18 protein-coding genes are annotated in these 20725 nt (G+C 70.6%); 11 read left to right on the plus strand and 7 right to left on the minus strand.

From position 1 onward, the window contains the following. Positions 1-1196, minus strand: a 1196-nt coding sequence (locus AC6EUL_RS14870) for a DUF5666 domain-containing protein (RefSeq protein ID WP_499870962.1), incomplete at its 3' end; no start/stop codon positions are given. Positions 1197-1207: 11 nt separating this feature from the next. Continuing rightward, the gene (locus AC6EUL_RS14875; protein WP_499870964.1) at positions 1208-2041 is read right to left on the minus strand and encodes a DUF6502 family protein; all 834 of its coding nucleotides are present in this window, start codon (positions 2039-2041) and stop codon (positions 1208-1210) included. Between the two features lie 136 nt (positions 2042-2177). Between AC6EUL_RS14875 and AC6EUL_RS14880 the strand changes: the two genes are divergently transcribed. Further along, positions 2178-2468 (plus strand): hypothetical protein, encoded by a 291-nt coding sequence (locus tag AC6EUL_RS14880; protein ID WP_499870966.1) that lies wholly within the window; start codon positions 2178-2180, stop codon positions 2466-2468. A gap of 398 nt (positions 2469-2866) precedes the next feature. Here AC6EUL_RS14880 and AC6EUL_RS14885 read toward each other — a convergent pair whose 3' ends face one another. The 3 genes from AC6EUL_RS14885 to AC6EUL_RS14895 form a co-directional block, all read right to left on the minus strand. After that, a complete protein-coding gene (locus tag AC6EUL_RS14885) occupies positions 2867-3715 on the minus strand; it encodes a BLUF domain-containing protein (RefSeq protein WP_499870968.1) in 849 nt (282 codons plus the stop codon). A gap of 43 nt (positions 3716-3758) precedes the next feature. Continuing rightward, positions 3759-5483 (minus strand): putative bifunctional diguanylate cyclase/phosphodiesterase, encoded by a 1725-nt coding sequence (locus AC6EUL_RS14890; RefSeq protein ID WP_499871064.1) that lies wholly within the window; start codon positions 5481-5483, stop codon positions 3759-3761. Between the two features lie 466 nt (positions 5484-5949). Further along, the gene (locus AC6EUL_RS14895; protein WP_499870970.1) at positions 5950-6204 is read right to left on the minus strand and encodes a hypothetical protein; all 255 of its coding nucleotides are present in this window, start codon (positions 6202-6204) and stop codon (positions 5950-5952) included. An 838-nt stretch (positions 6205-7042) separates the two neighbouring features. Between AC6EUL_RS14895 and AC6EUL_RS14900 the strand changes: the two genes are divergently transcribed. Further along, positions 7043-9274: a VTT domain-containing protein gene (locus tag AC6EUL_RS14900; RefSeq protein ID WP_499870972.1), complete on the plus strand. Its 2232-nt coding sequence runs from the start codon at positions 7043-7045 to the stop codon at positions 9272-9274. Here AC6EUL_RS14900 and AC6EUL_RS14905 read toward each other — a convergent pair. After that, positions 9241-10026, minus strand: coding sequence for an endonuclease/exonuclease/phosphatase family protein (locus AC6EUL_RS14905; RefSeq protein ID WP_499870974.1), 786 nt, complete (start codon positions 10024-10026; stop codon positions 9241-9243). The two genes, AC6EUL_RS14900 and AC6EUL_RS14905, sit on opposite strands and share 34 nt — an antisense overlap. Positions 10027-10043: 17 nt before the next feature. Continuing rightward, positions 10044-10295 (minus strand): hypothetical protein, encoded by a 252-nt coding sequence (locus tag AC6EUL_RS14910; protein ID WP_056269502.1) that lies wholly within the window; start codon positions 10293-10295, stop codon positions 10044-10046. A 403-nt stretch (positions 10296-10698) separates the two neighbouring features. Between AC6EUL_RS14910 and AC6EUL_RS14915 the strand changes: the two genes are divergently transcribed. The 9 genes from AC6EUL_RS14915 to AC6EUL_RS14955 all read left to right on the plus strand — a co-directional run bounded on the left by AC6EUL_RS14915 (position 10699) and on the right by AC6EUL_RS14955 (position 20725). Continuing rightward, positions 10699-12306: an ABC transporter substrate-binding protein gene (locus AC6EUL_RS14915; protein ID WP_499870976.1), complete on the plus strand. Its 1608-nt coding sequence runs from the start codon at positions 10699-10701 to the stop codon at positions 12304-12306. A gap of 292 nt (positions 12307-12598) precedes the next feature. Next, on the plus strand, positions 12599-13579 hold the full coding sequence (locus AC6EUL_RS14920) for an ABC transporter permease (protein WP_056217371.1): 981 nt from the start codon (positions 12599-12601) through the stop codon (positions 13577-13579). Next, positions 13576-14538, plus strand: coding sequence for an ABC transporter permease (locus tag AC6EUL_RS14925; protein WP_499870979.1), 963 nt, complete (start codon positions 13576-13578; stop codon positions 14536-14538). Before AC6EUL_RS14920 ends, AC6EUL_RS14925 begins: the two co-directional genes overlap by 4 nt. A 24-nt stretch (positions 14539-14562) precedes the next feature. Then, a complete protein-coding gene (locus AC6EUL_RS14930) occupies positions 14563-15546 on the plus strand; it encodes an ABC transporter ATP-binding protein (protein ID WP_056217362.1) in 984 nt (327 codons plus the stop codon). A gap of 11 nt (positions 15547-15557) precedes the next feature. Further along, positions 15558-16577 carry an ABC transporter ATP-binding protein gene (locus tag AC6EUL_RS14935; RefSeq protein WP_056269968.1) on the plus strand — a complete coding sequence of 340 codons (1020 nt, stop codon included), beginning with the start codon at positions 15558-15560 and terminating at the stop codon, positions 16575-16577. Between the two features lie 39 nt (positions 16578-16616). Then, complete coding sequence (locus AC6EUL_RS14940; protein ID WP_056491148.1) at positions 16617-18110, plus strand: amidase; 1494 nt, start codon at positions 16617-16619, stop codon at positions 18108-18110. A gap of 31 nt (positions 18111-18141) precedes the next feature. Then, positions 18142-19035, plus strand: coding sequence for a polysaccharide deacetylase family protein (locus AC6EUL_RS14945; protein ID WP_056269517.1), 894 nt, complete (start codon positions 18142-18144; stop codon positions 19033-19035). A 92-nt stretch (positions 19036-19127) separates the two neighbouring features. Next, complete coding sequence (locus AC6EUL_RS14950) at positions 19128-19874, plus strand: PIG-L deacetylase family protein (RefSeq protein WP_499870982.1); 747 nt, start codon at positions 19128-19130, stop codon at positions 19872-19874. Further along, the gene (locus AC6EUL_RS14955) at positions 19874-20725 is read left to right on the plus strand and encodes a glycosyltransferase family 2 protein (protein ID WP_499871067.1); all 852 of its coding nucleotides are present in this window, start codon (positions 19874-19876) and stop codon (positions 20723-20725) included. Before AC6EUL_RS14950 ends, AC6EUL_RS14955 begins: the two co-directional genes overlap by 1 nt.

Genomic DNA, 20725 nt, shown 5'->3' on the forward strand with positions numbered 1-20725 from the left:
CCTCCCCCCGGACCACGTCCGAAGCCGCCGGGGCGCTCGAACCCGCCGGGGCGCTCGATGCCGCCCGGTCCACCCCCGAACCCACCCCCGGGGCGTGCATGCTCGCCGCCCGACGGCAAGCGGGTATCGATATCGAAGCGCGGTGGGCCGCCGGGCTGGCTCCCGGGCATGCGTCCGTCGAGGCCGCGCCCCTCGAAACCACGGCCCTCGGATCTCGGGAGCGATCCCCGATCGGGACCCGTCTGAGGGCCGGGGCGCTCGGTGCCGCGCGTGTCGATGCGCAGGCTCTCGACGGCGAGGCGGCCGTCACGGGCCGGCTCGGCGGTGACGACCGCGCGGACGCTGCCGCGGCGGGGCAATCCGGGATCGGGCCGACCGGCGATGTCGAGGCCGGACCCGATCTGGAGACCCCGGGCATTTCGGCCGACATAGGCCTCGATGGAGACGCGGCGCAGGCCCGGAACGAACAGGGCGCGCGATTCCTCGAACCCCGTCACCGTGAGGCTCGACCCCGCCGGAACGCCCGTGACGATGGCGCGCCGTCCGATCTGCCCGGCATCGACGCCGACGAGGCGGAGATTGCCGATCGCCGGGCTGCCATCCGGCCCCCGTCGGACCGGACCGGCCACCCGCGCGGCTCCCTCCGACCGCCGTTCCACCAGACTGGCGACGACGACGCCGTCGGGGCGCCGCAGCCCGCTCACCGCGACGCGATCGCCGACCCTCCATCCGTCACGCTGGGTCGTCGGCAGGGCGACCCGTTGGCTGAGGACGGTCAGTCCGCCCTTCCGGAGCGCCTCGACCGGTCCGACGACCTCGCTCGTGACGTCGATGCGGCCCGTGGCGAGGATGCCGCCGGTCTCGAGAGCGACGACGCGGACCACGTGCCCGATCCGAAGGTCGCTCACCGCCGCCGGTCGCCCGTCGATCCGCACGGGGACGTCCTGCGGATAGGTGATGCGCAGGTCGTTGACGATGATCGATCCGAACTTGCGGATCGTTCCGATCACGCCCGTGCCGCCCAGGCCGCGGTCGCCCTCCGACTCCGATCCGTCACCCGGCGGGTGGCTCGGGCGCGCGCCGGTGCCGCCGATGCCTTGGTCGCGGATCGGTGGGAGCGGGTCGGCGCGGGCCGCAAGCGCGAGGGGCGCCACGGCGAGCAGGCGCAGGGCGTCGCGGCGGTTCGGTGCGCGCATGGACGCTGTTCTCACGCCTTCGCCGCCGCGGCCGGCCCATCCTCGGCATAGACGTAGACGCCGAAATTCCAGCGATGGGCGCCGCCGGCATCGGTCTCACAGGCCGCGTGGGCCTCGCGGTTGGCCTGCTGCAGCGCCTCCATGGCGATCTCGCGGGCGCGGGCCTCGAGGCGATCGGCCAGCTCCTTCGACAGGCCGTCGTAATGAACCGCGCGCTCGAGGAAGCGCGGGGTCGGCGCAGTGATGTTGGCGACGCTCGCGGCGATGTGGTCGTGCAGGTTGCGGCCGAAGTAATAGAGCTGCGACTCCCCACCGCCCTTCGGCACGTAGGCCGCCTCCGCGAGGACGATGTGCCCGTCGGCATCGGCGACCACGAGTCCCCGGTCGAGCCACTCGTCGAGAACGGCGCGGGGGCGCAGATCGCGGGTCACGGCCGCGACGAGATCCTCGAAGGAAGGGCCCTTCCCGTCGCTCGCCCGCGTCAGGGGCCGGGGTTGGCCGTCCGGGTCCGTAAAGGCGGGATCGGCGAGCCAGCGCGCGATGATCCGGCTGGTCCGCGACAGGGAGGACGGCACGGCGCTGACGGGGGCGCCGGCGCCGCGCAGGCGGCTGACCTCCTTGCGGTGAATCCCGGTCAGCAGGCTGACCCGACTGTCGGTCTGCTCCTTGCCCGGCAGCGCGAAGTCGTACTCGGCGACGTTCACGTAGAGTTCGCGCAGGAGCGTGGTGAGCGCCGGAAAGGTGATGCCCCGTGCCACGAAGAGGCGCACGAGCGGCCGGAGCAGACGCGCGACGGGGGCGTGGAGGTTCGCCCCCTCGGAAGGTGTCTCGGTCGGATCGGCCATGCGCACACCATAGCCGCCGGGCTGTGGGAGACAATCCCACGGCGTGCGTCCCGACACCCGATCTCCACTGACTCTGATTGACGTGGGAAATTTACCCACATAAAACGAGGTCGTGAGTTTAGGTCGGAGTTCCGCCATGGCCGAGTTGAGGCCCCTTTATCCCACGGACGCCTTGCCGCCGCTGCGGGCGGGCGCGCCGATGCGCTCCGCAGGTCCGGCGGCCCGGCCGCTGGCCCCCCTCGCGCGCGGCTTGGCCGTCCTGGCGGTCGTGGCGCTGGGCACCCTCGTCCTCGTATCCGCGGGCCAGCGGACGCAATCGGCTGCAAAGGACGTGACGGCGGCGACGGACATGCCGCGGGTCGCCGCCATCCACCTCGCTGCGCCCCGTCGGATGGCTGCGGCGTCCGACCTTTCGCGGGCGAACTGATGTTCGGCGTCGCGCGCCGTTCCCCCAGCCGGTCGGATCCTCGACAACCGCGCCTGATCGTCGACCTGCTCCTCTGCGCCGTTCCGGCGGTCGCCACCGTCGTCCTGCTGATCCTCGGCCTCCAGGGCTGAGTCTCACGGTCATCGGCGCCCCGATCCCGACACCCCCTCCGGCCACCGCCATCACAGACGAATCGCAGCACGCCCGATGTATCGCGCCGATCCCCGCCTGAGCCCGTCGCTGCAGGCCTGCCTACCCCGTCGCCGGCCTCTTCGGACACGGCTCGCCGATGCGCGAACCTTCTCCGCCTGGTGGCGCGCGCTCATCGGCCGGCCGGGTGGCAGGCCGGCGGAAGTGCATCGACGCGCCTGACACGCTCGACCTGCGTCCCGGGCCCGTCACGCGGCTCGGACGGACGCCGCGACGACGGGCGCGTCGGGCGACCTGCGGACCGCCTCGGCCTCGCGGCACAGGGCCGAGGCCAGGCAGCGGGCGCGCTCCACCCAGATGTCGCGCTCCCGGCGGAGGGCCTCGACCGCGGCGCTGTCCTGTGCCCGCGCGATGCGCAGGTCGTCGATCTCCTCGCGCAACGCCGTGGTCCGGCGCCGCTCCTGAGCCAACGCCTCCCGCAGCACCACCAGCGCGGCGTGATCGGACGCGGCGGGATGGCCGGCTGGACCGGGCGGGTTGACCGGACGCAGGTCGGCCACCTCCGCGCGGAGACGGTCGACGTCGAGACCGGTCCTGTCGGGCGCCGGAGCCGCCGCGGGGGCGTCCGCGGTGCCCGGATCGACGGGCACCGGCGCGGAGGCGGGAATGCCCTCCTCCTCGATCACCAGACCGTGGAGCATCCGGAACACGGCGTCGCCGTCGAGGCGGGACAGGTCGAACCCGCTCTCGCGGGCGAGATCGCTCCACAGCGTCTGTCCGGTCTCGGCCTGACCGACGAAGGCCATGGACCAGTTCGCGAAGCCCCGCGCCTCGGTCGGCCCGCATTCGAGAACCGTGACGTCACCGTGCCGCTGATCGCGCTGGATCCGCTCGAAGGTCCGCTCCACCCCCTGGCGCGGGCCTTCCAGCACCTGCGCGAAGGCGCCGCCGTTGAACATCAGGGCGCCGGTCACGCCGACCTCGGCGTTGTTCCGCTGCGAGGTCTCGAGGATCTGCGCCACCGCGTGGCTCGCTTCGGCGTCGGGCACCTGAAGCAGGTTCTTGCTGGCATAGACGAGACGGTAGAGGTCGCTCATTTCCGATCTCCGGAAAGGGGGAACAGGGTCGGGGGCGGCCGCCTCACGCCTGGGCGAGGCCGTGCGGGCCGAGGTCGGTGAAGAGGGCCAGGAGCGCCTCGGCCGGGATCGGACGGCTCACCAGGTAGCCCTGGACGTCGGTGCAGCCCTCGGCGCGGATGCGGCGCATCTGGTCCTCGGTCTCGACGCCCTCGGCGACGGTGGTCATGCCGAGGCTGCGCCCGAGACCCGCGATCGCGCGGATCACCGCGTCTCCGTCCGGCTTCTGGGTGATGTCGGCCACGAAGGAACGATCGATCTTGATCTTGTCGAAGGGGAACGAGCGCAGGTAGCTCAGGGAGGAGTACCCGGTCCCGAAATCGTCCATGGAGACGCGGATGCCGAGGGCCCGCAGCCGGTGCAGGGTCCGCAGGGTGCGCTCGTTCTCCTGGAGCAGCACGCCCTCGGTGATCTCGATCTCCAGGCGGCTCGCGGGGAGTCCGGAACCTGCCAGCGCGGAGACGATGACCTCGACGAGACGATCGCCCTTGAACTGCGCGGGCGACACGTTCACCGCGACGGTGATCGCCGCGGGCCACGTCACGGCATCGCGGCAGGCCTGGCGGATGACCCATTCGCCGATCGGGACGATCAGCCCGATCTCCTCGGCGAGGGGAATGAATTCTCCCGGGGGGACCATGCCGCGCTCCGGGTGATGCCAGCGCAGCAGCGCCTCGCAGCCGGTCACGCGATCGTTCTGGAGATTCAGCTGCGGCTGGTAATGGAGTGAGAATTCGCGCCGGCCGAGGGCTTGGCGGATGTCGAGTTCGAGGCGACGCCGCGCCTGCATGCGCGCGTCCATCTCGGCCTCGAAGAAGCGGAAGGCCCCGCGCCCATCGAGCTTCGCCCGGTAGAGGGCGAGATCGGCGCATTTCAGGAGACGATCCGCGTCGGTCCCGTCGCGGGGCGCCACGGCCACGCCGACGCTGGCGCCGATGGTGAGCAGTTGCCCCTCGATCATGTAGGTGCGGCCGATCAGGTCGACGATGCGGCGCGCCAGGACGCGCGTCTCCTCGAGGTCCGTCACGCCGTGCTGAACCACGACGAACTCGTCTCCCCCGATGCGGGCGACCGTGTCGCTGGGACGGAGCGTGGCACTGAGGCGGTCGGCGACCTTGGCGAGGAGCGCATCGCCGATGGCGTGACCCAGGGTGTCGTTGACGGGCTTGAACCGGTCCAGGTCCACCAGAAGCACCGCGCAGGTGCCGTCGGAGGTCTCCACCTGGACGAGCGCATCCTCAAGGCGTTCGCGCAGGTGTAGGCGGTTCGGCAGGCCGGTCAGGGGGTCGAGGCGCGCCCGCTCGCTGGCGGCAATCTCGGCGGCGCGGCGCAGGGTGACGTCTTCGACGGTGATGGTCCAACCCTGGCAGGCCCCGCGGGAGGGGCCGAAGGGCTGGATGCCGATCTCGAGCGTCAACCCCGCGCGCAGGATCTCGAAGGCAAGGCCCTCGCAGCGCTCCAGGGCGCGCCGCACCTGGGCGAACAAGGCGTTCCTGCGGAGGGGCAGGAGGCGGCAGAGGGTGTGCAGGGCCTGACGGAGACTGGGACGATCGGGCAGGCCGAACCCACCCACAAGCTCCCGCGCCGGCCCGGTGCAGAGGACCAGCCGGCCCCGCTCGAACACGATGAACCCCTGTCGCACCACATCGAGATACGGCGCCAGACCGAGGGCGGCCTCAGCCTGCCCTGGAATCGTCTCCGGTCTCGCCAGAACCTGGACTGCCTGCATCACGTCGCCGCTCCGGTGCGCATCCGGGGTGCGCCAGCACGGAGAGAATAGAGCCCTGAAAGTAAATTATAGGTTCTTGCACCACGGATTTTCAGATCCGAAAATCATCGCCGAGGAAGGAGGCTGTCGTACAGCATTACGCTGTCCAGACCCCACCCGATCCCGCAGGATCAGCGGCGATGGAAGCGAGTATTACAGACTATCGTCATCTGTCTGAAGGTAACGATTCTACACTTTATCGTTCTCTGTGCTTCAGCGTTTGAATGGTCTCGCCGACACGATCGGGGGGCAAGGCATCGGTGAGACCCGGTCGATCCGAAGACGGCGCGACGGGGAGACCATGTCCGACGATTGCGGACTACACATTCACACACATCAACGCCATGGAGGATTGCCACGCACGAAGACCTTTGCGTCGCGATCCGCAACGCGGTGTGATCGAGACGACGCGCGAACGCGGGCCGTCTCAGCCGAAGGACCGGCCCTCCGACAATTGCCGGGCAATCCAAGCCTGCGCTTCGTCGAGATCCGCGAAGATCGGCGCACGCGGATCCTCCACGCACCCGAAGCCCGCCTCCAGAAACCAATGTCCCGCCTCGGAGTCATGCTCGCTGGAGAGTTGGACGAGCACGGCGACGAGAATCCCATCCTCGAAAACCAACCGGCTCTCGCGGTCATTGCTGCCCGTCGCGATCTGAACGGGCTGGAGTTTCATGGTCATGCCGTGGCCAGCGTTCCCAGGTACAGGGACTTCGGATTGGATTCCGCGATCGATTTCAGAGGCTGACGATTGCGGAGCTTCCGCGTCCCACCCTTGTGTTCAATCACGCCTCGGCGCCCGAGTTCCTGAAGCGCACGACCCACGTGCACATTCGAGAGGCCGACGGGATCGGCGGGATCATTCGGCTGACCGGGGGCTCGACCGCTGACTTCCCATGTGTCTCGACCGTGTCGCAGGCGACGGCCTCCCCCAAAGCCACGAGACCCTGGCGGCGATGCGGAGCGCTCAGCGCTGCTGGGTGATGCTGGCCGAGGCGGCCGATCGGCGCCCGGTCGAGGCGGGCGGATGCGCCGCGCGCCCGGGCCTAATCGGCGGCGTGCGACGGATCCTTCGCGCGCGCAGGCTCCACGTCGTCGAGGGAGGGGACGTAGGCGCACCAGGCGCATCGGCCGGCCTCTGCCCCGCGCGGGGTGTTCGCCTGGGAGCAGAGCGGGCAGACCTCGAGCCGAAGTCCCGCGTCGCAGAGGACGCCGCGCCCACGGCCGCGGAAGGTGATCTCGGCATCCTGGGGAATGGCTTTTGAATCCTGCGTTGTCGCGCCCCATCGCCGGGCTCGCGGCGCATGGCCTGATCGTCCGGCCAGCCGGTGGGCTGGGTTGCGCGAGCGATAGCGGATGCGCCGCGAGGGTGCAAAGGTGGATGCTGCAGCGCATCGCTTCGACGCGCGAAGCATTCTGTGTGACCGTGCCGGAACAGCCGGGGGAACGGGAGACGCGGTGAGACGAAGCCGGAGAAGCGGAGCGTTCATCGATTTTCGGCGTGACGCGAGCGCGGCCGTTTGACATCAACCGTTATGCGCTCCTGGCTTCTCATCCTGCTCGGTCTGGCGGCAACGGCTGCCGTCTGGTTCCTCCTGCCGGTTCAGGACTGGCTCCAGGCCTTCGGCGCCTGGACGGCAGGACTCGGCCCCCTCGGTCCCGTCGCCTTCGCGGCCCTCTTCATCCTGGCCACGCTGCTGGTGATCCCGGGCACGCCGCTGACGATCGCCGGCGCACTGGCCTTTGGATGGTGGTCCCTGCCGATCGTCCTCGCAGCGGCGACGATCGGCTCGGTCCTGGCCTTTCTCGCGGCGCGATCCGTCCTGAGGCAGCGCGTCGAGCGCGTCATCGCCCGGCGTCCCGCGATGGTTGCCACGATGGAGGCGGTGGGCGACGGCGGATGGCAGTTGCTGACCCTGATGCGGGTCAGTCCCTTCGTGCCCTTCAATGCGCAGAACTACATCCTCGGCCTGACGCGCGTCCGCATGCGGGACTTCCTCGTCTCGACCCTCCTCGGCATGATCCCCGGGACGATTCTCTGCGTGTATCTCGGCGTGATCGGCCGGACGGCGGCCGACTCGGCCGCCCACTGGATTCCGCTGGGGCTCGGCCTGGCCGCGACCCTCGCCGCCGTCGCGGTGACGCGTCGCCGGGTGCAGGCGAAGCTCGCCGCGCGCGGACTGCATCCGGCTTCGCGAGCCTCCCGGGCGCCCGGCCCCCCCGCGCCGGGGCCACCCCGCCCCGAGGGGCGCTGGCTGCGGCCGGGCCAGACCTGCTGGCGCATCGAGCAGGCCCATCGGGTCGCCGTGCTCCATGACGGCGCCGCGTATTTCGCGGCCGCCCGCAGCGCCATGCTGGCGGCGCGCCACTCCGTCCTGCTGATCGGCTGGAGTTTCGACCCGCGCCTGCGCCTCGCGCCGGATGGCAGCCATGCCCCGGAGGGGGAAACCCTGGCGGACCTCCTCCAGAGCCTGCGCGCCTGCCGGCCGGACCTCGCGATCCATCTTCTGATCTGGGACATGCCGTGGCCGCTCTCTGCCGGACGGGACCTGACGCCCGCGGCGGTCCGCGCCCTGCTCGGTCCCGGCATCACGTACCGGGTCGATGCGACGCTGCCCTTCGGCGCCTGCCAGCACCAGAAGATCCTCGTCGTCGACGATGCGATGGCCTTTTGCGGCGGCGGCGACTTCGAGGCCAATCGCTGGGACACGCCGGCCCACCGGGACGGCGATCCGCGCCGGCGCCTCCCGAACGGCGAGGCCTATCCGCCGCGCCACGACATCATGATGGCGGTCGACGGTCCGGCGGCGGCCGCCCTGGGGGACCTTGCGCGCCAACGCTGGCTCGATGCAACCGGCGAGCGGCTGACGCCCCCGCCCGCGCGGGACGGCACGCCCTGGCCGGCCTCCGTGACACCGCTCCTCAGGGACATGTCGGTCGCCCTGTCGCGCACCCGGCCCGCCGGCCGGAAGCGCGTGGCTCTGCAAGAGAACGCCGCGTTGTACGCTGCCGCCATCCGGGGCGCCGCCCGCGTCATCTACCTGGAGAACCAGTACCTCACATCGCCCCTGATCGGCGACGCGCTGATGGAGCGCCTCGGCGAGGCCGAGGGACCGGAAATCATCATCGTGGTGGCCGAGCGCAGCCCGAACGCCTTCGACCGGCTGACCATGGACAGCGCCCGGCGGGGACTGATCCACAAGCTTCGGGCGGCCGACCGCCACGACCGCCTCCGCATCCTGGCGCCGCATACGCCGGAGGGACGCCCGATCCTCGTGCATTCCAAGGTCGGCATCTTCGACGATCGCCTGGTGCGCGTCGGGTCGACCAATCTCAACAACCGCTCCCTCGGCTACGACAGCGAGTGCGACCTCGCCCTCGAGGTCCTGCCGGCCGAGGACGCGCCCCTCCTGCGATCCGCCATCCTGCGGCTGCGGGACGGCCTGCTCGCGCACCATGCGGGCTGCCCGCGCGATATCTTCGAGGAGGCCGTGCGCCGGCGCGGCTCCCTGCGCGCAGTGCTCGACGACCCCGCCCTGGTGGCGCCCCGCCGGCTCTGCCCGGTGGTGCCCTCACCCCGCGGCGCCCTGGCGCGCGTGGTGGAGTCTTGGCATCTCGGCGACCCCGCGAGCGTGCGCGACGCCTGGCGGCCCTGGCGCCGGACCGGCGCCCTGGACCAGGTCCGGCGGGGCGAGCACCCCGCAGAGGCCCCCGCGACTCAGGCCTCGGGGGCGGCGGCCGGCGTGTCCTGAGGCCGCCGCACCGCCCGCGGCGGCGCGGCGAAATCCAGCGTGGCCAGGAGCGGGAGATGATCGGACGCGCGACGCGCGTCACCGTCGCGCAGCACCGCCACGTGGTCCACCCGGAGGCCGGGGCCGACGAAGACGTGGTCGAGGCGCAGCACCGGACAGCGACTGGGGAAGGTCGCGCGCCCCGCCCGGCTGCGCGCGATTGCGCGGGCGTCGCTGAGCCGCGCGGTCAGTTGGCGGTAGGCCCGCGACCACGGCGTTGCGTTGAAGTCGCCCGCCAGGACCACCGGTCCCGCCGCCGATGCCGCCGCGAGCCAGTCGGGACCGAGCAGCGCCGCCAGCTGCCCTTTCTGCTCCGCCGCAACGAGGCCGAGATGGGTGTTGAGGACCTGAAGGCGGTGTCCGTCGCACGCGACCTCCACCCACAGGGCGCCCCTCGGCTCGAGACCGGGCCGACCGGCGAGCCCCGGCAGGCCCCCGGCCCTGATGAGGCGGGAGGGATGCCGCGTGAGGATCGCGTCGCCGTAACGCTCCGTCTCGACCTGGAGCGCGGCGTGGAAATGCGCCCGCAGGCCGAGCTGCCGGGCGAGGGCCTGGGCCTGGTCGACGCCGCCGGTCCGGGCACGGCCGAGATCGACCTCCTGCAGCGCGACGATGTCGGCGTGGCTCGACCGGATGGCACGGGCGACGCGCTCCAGGTCGACGCGCCCGTCGGTGCCGCGGCCATGGCGGATGTTGTAGCTGAGGAGGCGCAAGGGCGGGGCGACCTCCGTCAGGCCGAGGGCTCGGCCAGGCGGGTGCGATGCCGGTCGAGGGCGGCCCGCAATTGCGGCAGGAACGGCGAGTGGCTGTCCCACGGCCTCACCGCCTCCTGCAGCCGCTCCAGGGCCTCGATCTGGGCGGACAGGCCCTGGGCCTGGGAGAGATACGCCCAGATCGCGTCCTCGGCCTCGCCGATCGCGACGGGCTGTTCGGCCAGCAGGAGGCCTTGGAAGCGCTGCAGCGTGTGGTCGAGATCGGCCATGTCGAACTCCCTGGGTCCTCGGTGACGATCGGCCCAGCACGAACCGGGCGTGGTGCACGCCCCGCGCCGAGCCCAAGCACCGGCGCGCCGGCTCCGTCGAGTGCCTGATCGTAAATCATATGGAGCGGCGCCCGCGCTCGGGGAGCGTCCCCCGGGCCCGACACGAGCATCCGAACCGTGTCATCCGGATGCACCCGCCGCTGCGTTTCGACCACGTTGGGTTGGGACTTGACCGATTCGTGGCTATTGACCGATTTTTGGGCATGAAATGGCCCGGTCGATGGGCGGTGGCGGGTCCGCGGCTTCGGCGTGGACGGCGCGGAGAACCCGGTTCGGGCTTGGCCCGATCCATGCCAAGGTGTCGGCAGTCGCGTGGGAAGCAGACTCGAAGAGGATGGGTGCCTTGTTGAAGTCCACGGTCAAAGCGTTCGTCTCGGCCACCGCCCTCGCCGCCGTGCTGGGCCTGTCCGCCACCGCCCCGGCCGCCGCCGCGAACGTCTTCCGCTTCGCCTTCCAGGGCGACATCAAGTCCCTCGACCCCTACTCCCTGAAGGAAAGCTTCACCATCGGCATGCACGGGGCGGTCTTCGACTCGCTCATCACGCGCGACAAGGACCTGAAGCTCGCGCCCATGCTGGCGGAATCCTGGGAGAATCCGGAGCCGACGCGCTGGCGTTTCCACCTGCGCAAGGGCGTGAAGTTCCATGACGGCTCGGACTTCACCGCTGACGACGTGATCTTCTCGGCCACCCGCGTGCGGGCGCCGGGCTCGAACTTCACCACCAACGTGCCGTCCGACGCCGAGTGGGTGAAGATCGACGACCATACCGTCGACATGAAGTTGAAGAGCCCCAACCCCATCGCCCTGTACCAGTTCTCGACCTGGTATATCATGTCGAAGTCCTGGGCCGAGAAGAACGGCGCCGTCGCGCCGACCCTGCCGAGCGCCACCTCCACCAGCTACGCCGCCCTGCACGAGAACGGCACCGGGCCGTTCATCATCGCCGAGCACCAGCCCGGCGTGCGCACGGTGTTCAAGAAGAACCCGAACTACTGGGGCAAGGTGGAGTCGAACCTCGACGAGGCGGTCTTCACCACCATCCAGAACGACGCCACCCGCGTCGCCGCCCTGATCTCCGGCGAGGTCGACTGGATCGACCCCGTGCCCCTGCAGGACGCCCAGCGCGTCAACGGGAGCGGCACCGCCACGGTGATGGCCGGGCCGGAGCTGCGCACGATCTTCCTCGGCATGGACCAGTCCCGCGACGAACTGAAGGACTCGAACGTCAAGGGCAAGAACCCGTTCAAGGACGTGCGCGTGCGCGAGGCCTTCTACCGGGCCATCGACGAGGAGACGATCGCCAAGCGCGTCATGCGCGGGCAGGCGGCGCCCTCCGCCCTGCTGATCGCGCCGGTGCTGTTCCCCCGCGCCTCCGAGTTCAAGCGGCCGGACTACGACCCGAAGCGCGCCAAGCAGCTCCTCACCGAGGCCGGCTACCCGGACGGCTTCTCGTTGGGCATGGATTGCCCGAACGACCGCTACGTCAACGACGAGGCGATCTGTCAGGCCGTGGTCTCGATGCTGGCCCGGGTCGGCGTGAAGGTGAACCTCAACGCGCAGCCCAAGGCCAAGTACTTCGCCAAGGTCCTGGCGCCGGCCTACGACACCTCGTTCTACCTCGTCGGCTGGACCCCCTCCTCCCAGGATTCGCACAACATCCTGTTCGAGATCGCCGGCTGCCGAAACGGCTCCAAGCCCGGCCGCGGCAACTGGAACCTCGGCAATTACTGCAACCCGAAGGTCGACGCGCTCGCCGATTCCGTCGAGGCCGAGAGCGACCAGACCAAGCGCAACGCCGAGATCAAGGAGGGGTTCGACACCATCCAGGCCGATTGGGGCTTCATCCCCCTGCACCAGCAGGCCCTCGCCTGGGGCGTCTCCAAGAAGGTCACCCTGGTCCAGCGGCCGGACAACATGCTGATGCTCTACTGGGTCTCGAAGCAGCCGTGACACCCATGACCGATCTGTTTCAGGATCTGGCACCGACCCGCGTCTCCGCCCGGCGGGGACAGGGCGATCGCATCCGCTGGCGTGTCCGCCGGGATGGCGCGTGGAGCACCCCGTCATTCCGGGGCCGCGCAGCGGAGCCCGGAATCCAGAAACGAAGGTGGTGCAGGACGTCACACCGTCGGCGGTCCTGGATTCCGGGCTCGCCTGCGGCGCCCCGGAATGACGTCGCGCTTCGGTCTGCGATCGCTCGGCGTGCCGGTCTTGGCGATGTGCACGACGGGATCGCCCGCCCATGATCGCCTTCATCCTGCAGCGCCTGCTCCAGTCGGTCGCGGTGCTGTTCGCCGTCGGCCTGATCGCGTTCTCGATGTTCCGCTTCGCCGGCGACCCGGTGAACCAGATCGTGGGCGTCGACACGCCCTATGCCGAGCGCGTCGCCATCCGGAAGGATCTCGGGCTCGACGATCCGGTGGCGGTGCAGTTCCTGCGCTACGCCGGGAACGTCGCCCGGGGCGAGTTCGGCACCTCGTACCAGTTCCGCCAGCCGGTCTCGGCGCTGCTGGCCGAGCGCATGCCCGCCACCCTCGAACTCGCGCTCTGTGCCACGCTGTTCGCCCTCACCGTCGGCATCCTCATGGGGGTCTACTGCGCCCTGCGGCGGGACACCTGGCTCGCCAAGGTCTTTCTGGCCATCTCGCTCATCGGCATCAGCCTGCCGACCTTCCTCATCGGCATCCTGCTGATCTTCCTGTTCTCGGTGACGCTGGGCTGGCTGCCCTCGTTCGGGCGCGGCGACACCGTGCGGCTGGGCTGGTGGACGACCGGGTTCCTCACCGCCTCGGGCCTGCGCGCCCTGATTCTGCCCTCGGTGACCCTGGGGCTGTTCCAGATGACCCTGATCATGCGGCTGGTGCGGGCCGAGATGCTGGAGGTGCTGCGCACCGACTACATCCGCTTCGCCCGGGCGCGGGGGCTCACCACCCGCTCGATCCACCTTGGTCACGCCCTGAAGAACACCCTGGTGCCGGTCATCACCATCGCGGGGCTGCAGCTCGGCTCGGTCATCGCCTTCTCGATCATCACCGAGACGGTGTTTCAGTGGCCCGGCATGGGCCTGCTCTTCGTCCAGGCGGTGCAGAACGTCGATATCCCCATCATGGCGGCCTACCTGCTGCTGGTCGCCGCCATCTTCGTCGTCATCAACCTCGTGGTGGACGTGCTCTACACCATCGTCGATCCCCGCCTGCGGCTGTCCACGGGACGGGCCTCATGAGCGCCTCCGTGCAGGACACCCCCCTACTCCCGCCAGCACCGGTGCAGCGCTCGGCGCTGGCCCGCTTCCGCGAGTCCGACGTCTATGCCAGCTTCCGCCGCTCGAAGCTGGCGATGGGGGCCTTCGCGGTCACCCTCGTCCTGGTCCTCCTGGCGCTCGCCGCCCCCGTGATCTCGCCGCAGAACCCGTACGATCCGGCCCAGCTCGAGCTGATCAACTCGAACCTGCCCCCGCTCTGGTACGCCGACGGCGTCGCGCCCTTCACCCTCGGCACCGACGACCAGGGCCGCGACGTGCTCTCGGCGGTGTTCTACGGCCTCCGCCTCTCCCTCATCGTCGGGCTGCTCGGCGTCGTCGTCTCCGGATTCCTCGGCATCGTGCTCGGGCTGGTGGCGGGCTATTTCGGCGGCTTCGTCGACACCCTCATCATGCGCATCGCCGACGTGCAGCTCACCTTCCCGGCCATCCTCATCGCCTTGGTGGTGGACGGCGTCGCCAAGGCCGCCGTCGGCAGCCAGATGGACACGAACGCCGCCATCGGGCTCATCGTGCTGTCGATCGGGCTGTCGTTCTGGGTGCAGTACGCCCGCACCGTCCGCTCCTCGGTGCTGGTGGAGAAGAACAAGGACTACGTCCAGGCTGGACGGCTGATCGGCCTGTCCTCGCCGGTGATCATGGTGCGGCACGTCCTGCCCAACGTCCTCGGCCCGGTCTTCGTCATCGCCACCATCAACCTCGCACTCGCCATCATCACCGAGGCGACCCTGTCCTTCCTGGGCACCGGCCTGCCCGATTCGATGCCCTCCCTCGGCACCCTGATCCGCACCGGCAACCGCTTCCTGTTCTCCGGCGAGTGGTGGATCGTCGCCTTCCCGGGCCTGGCGCTCGCCGGGCTCGTCCTGGCGATCAACCTGCTGGGCGACTGGCTGCGCGACGCCCTGAACCCGAAACTCCAGTGATCGCGCCGGCATGACACAGCTGCCATGACAGAGCCCGTCCTCTCGGTCCGCAACCTGCGCGTCGCCTTCGCGGGCCGGCGCGGCACCCTCACGGCCATAGACGACGTCTCCTTCGACATCGCGCGGGGCGAGATCCTCGGCGTCGTCGGCGAGTCCGGGGCCGGCAAGTCTGTCACCGGCTCGGCCGTCATCGGCCTCATCGACCCGCCCGGCGGCATCGTCGGCGGTCAGGTCCTGCTCAAGGGGGAGCGCATCGACAACCTGCCGCCGGAGGCCCTGCGGCGCATCCGGGGCCGGCGCATCGGCATGATCTTCCAGGACCCGCTCACCAGCCTGAACCCGCTCTACCGGGTCGGCCGGCAGATCGTGGAGACCATCCGCACCCACACCGACCTGTCCGAGAAGGCGGCGCGGACGCGCGCCATCGACCTCCTGGCCGAGGTCGGCATCCCGGCCCCGGAGCGGCGGATCGACGGCTACCCGCACGAGTTCTCCGGCGGGATGCGCCAGCGCGTGGTGATCGCCCTGGCGCTCGCCGCCGAACCGGAGCTCATCATCGCCGACGAGCCGACCACGGCCCTCGACGTCTCGGTCCAGGCCCAGATCATCGCGCTCCTGAAGCGCCTCGGCAGCGAGCGGGGTACCGCCGTCATGCTGGTGACCCACGACATGGGCGTGATCGCGGAGGCGGCCGACCGGGTGGCGGTGATGTATTCCGGCCGGATCGCCGAGATCGGCCCCGTGCGCGACGTGGTGCAGAACCCGCTCCACCCCTACGCCAAGGGCCTGATGGGGGCGATTCCGACCCTGGCCCAGGAGACCGACCGCCTCGCCCAAATCCCCGGATCGATGCCGCGCCTGTCCGACATTCCGCCGGGCTGCGCCTTCAACCCCCGCTGTCCCTCCGTCTTCGGGCGCTGCCGCGTGGAGCGGCCGGACCCGATCCCGGTTGGCGCCCATCGGGTCGCCTGCCACCTCTACGACCGGTCGGAGGCCTCCGCCGCATGAACGCGCCCGTCATGCCTCCGCCCCGGACGGGCGCCCGCGCCCCGGAGGCCCCCTACGTCGCCATCGAGGGCCTGCGCCGCACCTTCGACGTGTCCCGTCCCTGGCTCGCCCGGGTCATCGAGCGCCAGCCCAGGCAGATCCTCCGCGCCGTCGACGGCGTCAGCTTCGAGATCCGGCGCGGCGAGACCTTCGCGCTCGTCGGCGAATCCGGCTCGGGCAAGTCGACGGTGGCCCGCATGGTGGTGGGCCTGCTGCCGCCGAGCGCCGGGGACGTCCGCATCACCGGCGTCTCGATGACCGATCCGCGCGAGGCCGCCGCCCGTCGGCGCCTGCGCCGCCGCATCCAGATGATCTTCCAGGACCCCTACGCCTCGATGAATCCGCGCTGGCGGGTCCGAAAGATCGTCGCCGAGCCGATCCGGGCCTTCAACCTGCTGCAGGGCGAGGTCGCGATCGGGCGCCGCGTCGGGGACCTCCTCGGCCTCGTCGGCCTGCATCCCGATGACGGGGTGAAGTATCCGCACGAATTCTCCGGCGGCCAGCGCCAGCGCATCGCCATCGCGCGGGCGCTGGCCTCCGAGGCGGAGTTCCTGGTGGGCGACGAGCCGACCTCGGCCCTCGACGTCTCGGTCCAGGCCCAGATCCTCAACCTGATGCGCGACCTGCAGGACCGTCTCGGACTCACCTACCTCTTCATCAGCCACAACCTCGCCGTCGTGCGCCACATGGCGAACCGGATCGGCGTGATGTATCTGGGGCGCGTGGTCGAGATCGCAGACGGACGGGAACTCTTCCGTGCTCCGAAACATCCCTACACGCGCATGCTGCTCGACGCGGTACCGGATATCGGGCTCACCGGGCGCAAGCGCATCCCCGTCTCCGGCGAAATCCCGAACCCCATCGATCCCCCCTCGGGCTGCGCCTTCAACCCGCGCTGCCCCTTCGCGAACGAGCGCTGTCGCATCGAGGTCCCGGCCCTGGTCGAGGGTGTGGCCTGCCACGCCTTCCAGGAGCGGCGGCTGCCGGCCTGAGAGTCGGTGGTCCATGCGGGCGCGTTCCAGAGCCAGATCATGAGCACAGCCCCCTCCATCGCCGCCACCGAACCGGCCTCCGGCACGGCTTCGGACGACGATATCCTCGGCCTCGGCGCCGTCGACCTCGCGGCCGCGATCCGCGCCCGGCGCGTCTCCTGCGTCGAGGTCATGACCGCCTGTCTCGACCAGATCGACCGGGTGAACCCGACCGTCAACGCCATCGTGGCCCTGCGCGACCGGGCGGAGCTGATCGCCGCCGCCGGGGAGCGCGATGCCCAGGCCGCGCGCGGCGAATTTCTCGGGCCGCTGCACGGGTTTCCCCACGCGGTGAAGGACATCGACGCGGTGAAGGGCCTGCCCTTCACGCAAGGGTCGCCGATCTTCCGGGACCGGATCGCGGCGGCCGATTCGATCATGGTGAAGCGCCTGCGCAGGGCCGGCGCGATCTTCACCGGCCGGACCAACATGCCGGAATTCGGCCTCGGCTCGCAGACCTTCAACCCGGTCTACGGCGCCACCCGCAACGCCTACGATCCAACCAAGACCTCCGGGGGCTCCAGCGGGGGCGCGGCGGTGGCGGTGGCGCTCCACATGCAGCCCGTCGCCGACGGCAGCGACCATGCCGGCTCCCTGCGCAATCCCCCCGCCTTCAACAATCTGTTCGGCCTGCGCACGGGCTACGGCCGCATTCCCATCGAGACCAAGGACGCCTTCACCCCCGGCCTCGGCGTCTCGGGCGGCATCGGGCGCTCGCCCGCCGACATTGGCCTGCTGCTCTCGGTCCAGGCCGGCTACGACGCGCGGGTGCCCTTCGCGAACACGCAGGACCCCGCGATCTTCGCCGAGGACCTGAAGCGGGACTTCACGAACGCCCGCATCGCGTGGTTCGACGATTTCGGCGGCTACCTGCCCTTCGAGCCCGGCGTGCTCGACCTCGACCGCAGCGCGCTCGCCGCCTTCGAGTCCCTCGGCGCCAAGGTCGAATGGGATCGTCCGCGCTTCGACATGGCCAAGGTCTGGCGTGACTGGCTCACCCTGCGCGCCTGGATGACCGCCTCCAACCTGCGTCCCCTCTACGATGAGCCGGCCTACCGGGCGCTGCTCAAGCCGGAGGCGGTCTGGGAGGTCGAGCGCGGCCTGGCGCTCTCGGCCGATCAGGTCACCGCCGCGCAGGAGGGCCGCACCGCGTGGTACGAGGCCGTGCGGCGGTTCCAGGAGCGCTACGACTTCCTGCTGATGCCCTCGACCCAGGTGTTCCCGTTCGACGTCGAGGAGCGCTGGCCCAAGTCCGTCGGCGGCCGGACCATGGACACCTACCATCGCTGGATGGAGGCGACGATCCCCGTCACCATGAGCGGCCTGCCCGCCCTCAACGTGCCGGCCGGCTTCGACCCCGCCGGGCGCCCCTCCGGCATCCAGATCGTCGGCCCCAACAACGGCGAGCGCGCCTGCCTCCAGCTCGGGGCCGCCTACGATGCCGAGACCCGATGGGTGACCCGGCGCAGGCCCGCGCTGCTGAATCCCTCCTGATTTCCTTCGCGCTCCTCCTTCGAGACCCCCGATGACCGACACGCCCGCGCCGCATCACGGCCGCTACGCCTACAGCGCCCTACCCGACCGGCCGGTCTACGACTGGCCCGGGGGCAAGCGCCTCGCGGTCTATCTCGCGCTCAACCTCGAGGGCTTCGATTTCGGCCGGGGCCTCGGCGCGGAACTGGCCCCCGGCGGTCCACAGCCGGACGTGCTTAACTACGCCTGGCGCGACTGGGGCAACCGCGTCGGCGCCTGGCGGATCAAGGACACCCTCGACGCGCTGGAGATGCCCGCGAGCGTCCTCGTCAACAGCCGCCTCTACGCCGATTGTCCCGGCCTGATCGAAGCTTTCCGGGCGCGCGGCGACGAGATCGTCGGCCACGGCCGCACCAACGCCGAGCGCCAGGGCGACCGGGAGGAGGCCGAGGAGCGCGCTCTCATCGCCGAGGCCACCGCTGTCCTGACCGCCCAGGAAGGCAAGCCGCCGAAGGGCTGGCTCGGGCCCTGGATCTCGCAGAGCCATCGGACGCCGGACCTCCTGGCGGAAGCGGGCTACAGCTACCTCCTCGACTGGTGCCACGACGACCAGCCCACCTGGTTTTCCACCCGCGACGGCGGCCGCATCCTGGCGGTGCCCTACCCCCAGGAACTCAACGACATCCCCGCCATCGTCGCCCGCAAGGAAACCGGCCAGCAATTCGCCGACGCCCTCGTGGAGGCCTTCGACGAGATGCTGGAGCAGGCGCGCACCGCCCCCCTGGTCATGGGCATCGCGCTGCATCCCTACATCGTCGGCCAGCCGCATCGCCTCCGCCCCCTGCGCCGCGCCCTCGCCCATATCGCCGCCCGCCGCGATGAGATCTGGCTGACCACTGCCGGCGGCATCGCGGCCTTCGCGGCGGAGAGCGGTACCGCCCGGTAGCGGGTCGGCGTCGGCCGACTGTTCAGACATCGATCAGACTGGACCGTTTAGACAGGCCGCTCGCGTCCCCGACGCCTGCCCCGAGTCCACTCATGCATGCCGACGCTTTCCTCGCCGCCGCCGAACGCCTGCCCGTCGCCGACCTCGACGCCCTGACCGGCGGCAAGGGCGTCGTCGTGGTGGCGCCTCACCCCGACGACGAGAGCCTCGGTTGCGGCGGCCTCATGGCCGAGGCCCGGGCGCGGGGTCGCGAGGTCCGCGTCGTCATCGTCAGTGACGGCTGTGGCTCGCACACGCACTCGACACTCTATCCGCCGGCAAAACTGCGTGACCTGCGCGAAACGGAGACGGTATACGCCGTTGGTATACTGGGCGTCCCGCCGGAGGCCGTGACCTTCCTCCGCCTGCCCGATGCCGGCGTCCCGAGCGCCGGCCCAACCGCCGAGGCCGCCGCCGCCCGGATCGCCGCCATCGCCCATGAGGCCGATGCCGGAGCCGTCTGCGTCACCTGGGGCCACGATCCCCACTGCGACCACCAGGCCGCCGCCGCCATCGTCCGCCTCGCGCAGGCCCATCTCGGCCCGATCCGAATTTTCGCTTATCCCGTCTGGGGTTGGACCCTGCCCGAGGGTACCGAGGTCGGCCCCGCCCCGACCGGCCTGCGCTTCGACATCGGTACTCACCGCGTCGCGAAGACCGCCGCGATCGGCGCCCACCGCTCCCAAACCACCGACCTCATCTCCGACGACCCGACGGGCTTTCGCCTGGAGCCGGCCATGGTCGATCGCTTCACCGGCCCCTACGAGATCTTCGTCGCCATGGACGCGCCCACCCCGTGATCGCCGACACCACCCTCATCACCCTGAACAAGGGTCGCGACGCCCATCTCGCCCGCCTGCTCGAGGGCGTCGCGCGGGGTCCGCATCCGCAGGCCTGCGTCGTCGTCGAAATGGGTGCCGAGCCCGCCCCCCTACCGGATTACGGCTTCCCGATCCGCCGCATCGTCCTCGACAGCCCCGGTCTGCCGCTGGCCCGCGCCCGAAATGCTGGACGTCGCGCGGCCGAGACCGGACGGCTGGTCTTCCTCGATGTGGACTGCATTCCCTCGGCCGATCTTGTACCGCGCCTCAGCGCCGATCTGGCGGAGGCCGAAGGCCTCATCTGCTGCGAAATCCGATACTTACCGGCCGGAGCCGTCACGGACGGCTGGACCGAAGCCGGGCTTCGGGCCGCAGGACATCCCCATCCCGTCCGCCGCTTTCCCGAACAGGGATTGGCGCGCAGTGACAACCCCGGATTGTTCTGGTCGCTCGCTTTCGGCGTCAGGGCCACCACCTTCGACCGCCTCGGCGGCTTCGACGAGTGCTTCGACGGCTACGGCGCGGAGGATACCGACCTCGCCTTCCGCGCCGATGCCCTCGGGATACCGGTGCTGTTCAGCGCAGGCGGGCAAGCCTTTCACCAGCACCACGTCGCCTGTGATCCGCCGCTTCAGCACTTCGCCGACATCGTTCGGAACGCGCAGCGCTTTCGGGCGCGACACGGCCTCTGGCCGATGGACGGATGGCTCGATGCCTTCGCCGAGCGCGGACTCATCGACACGCAGTGGCGCGACGACCTCGTCGTTCTGCGCCAACCCGGCGCCGACGAGATCGCCGCCACGCGGCTTCCCGCGGACCGTCCCTTCTGA

This window comes from Methylobacterium sp. 001424705, assembly GCF_059816145.1.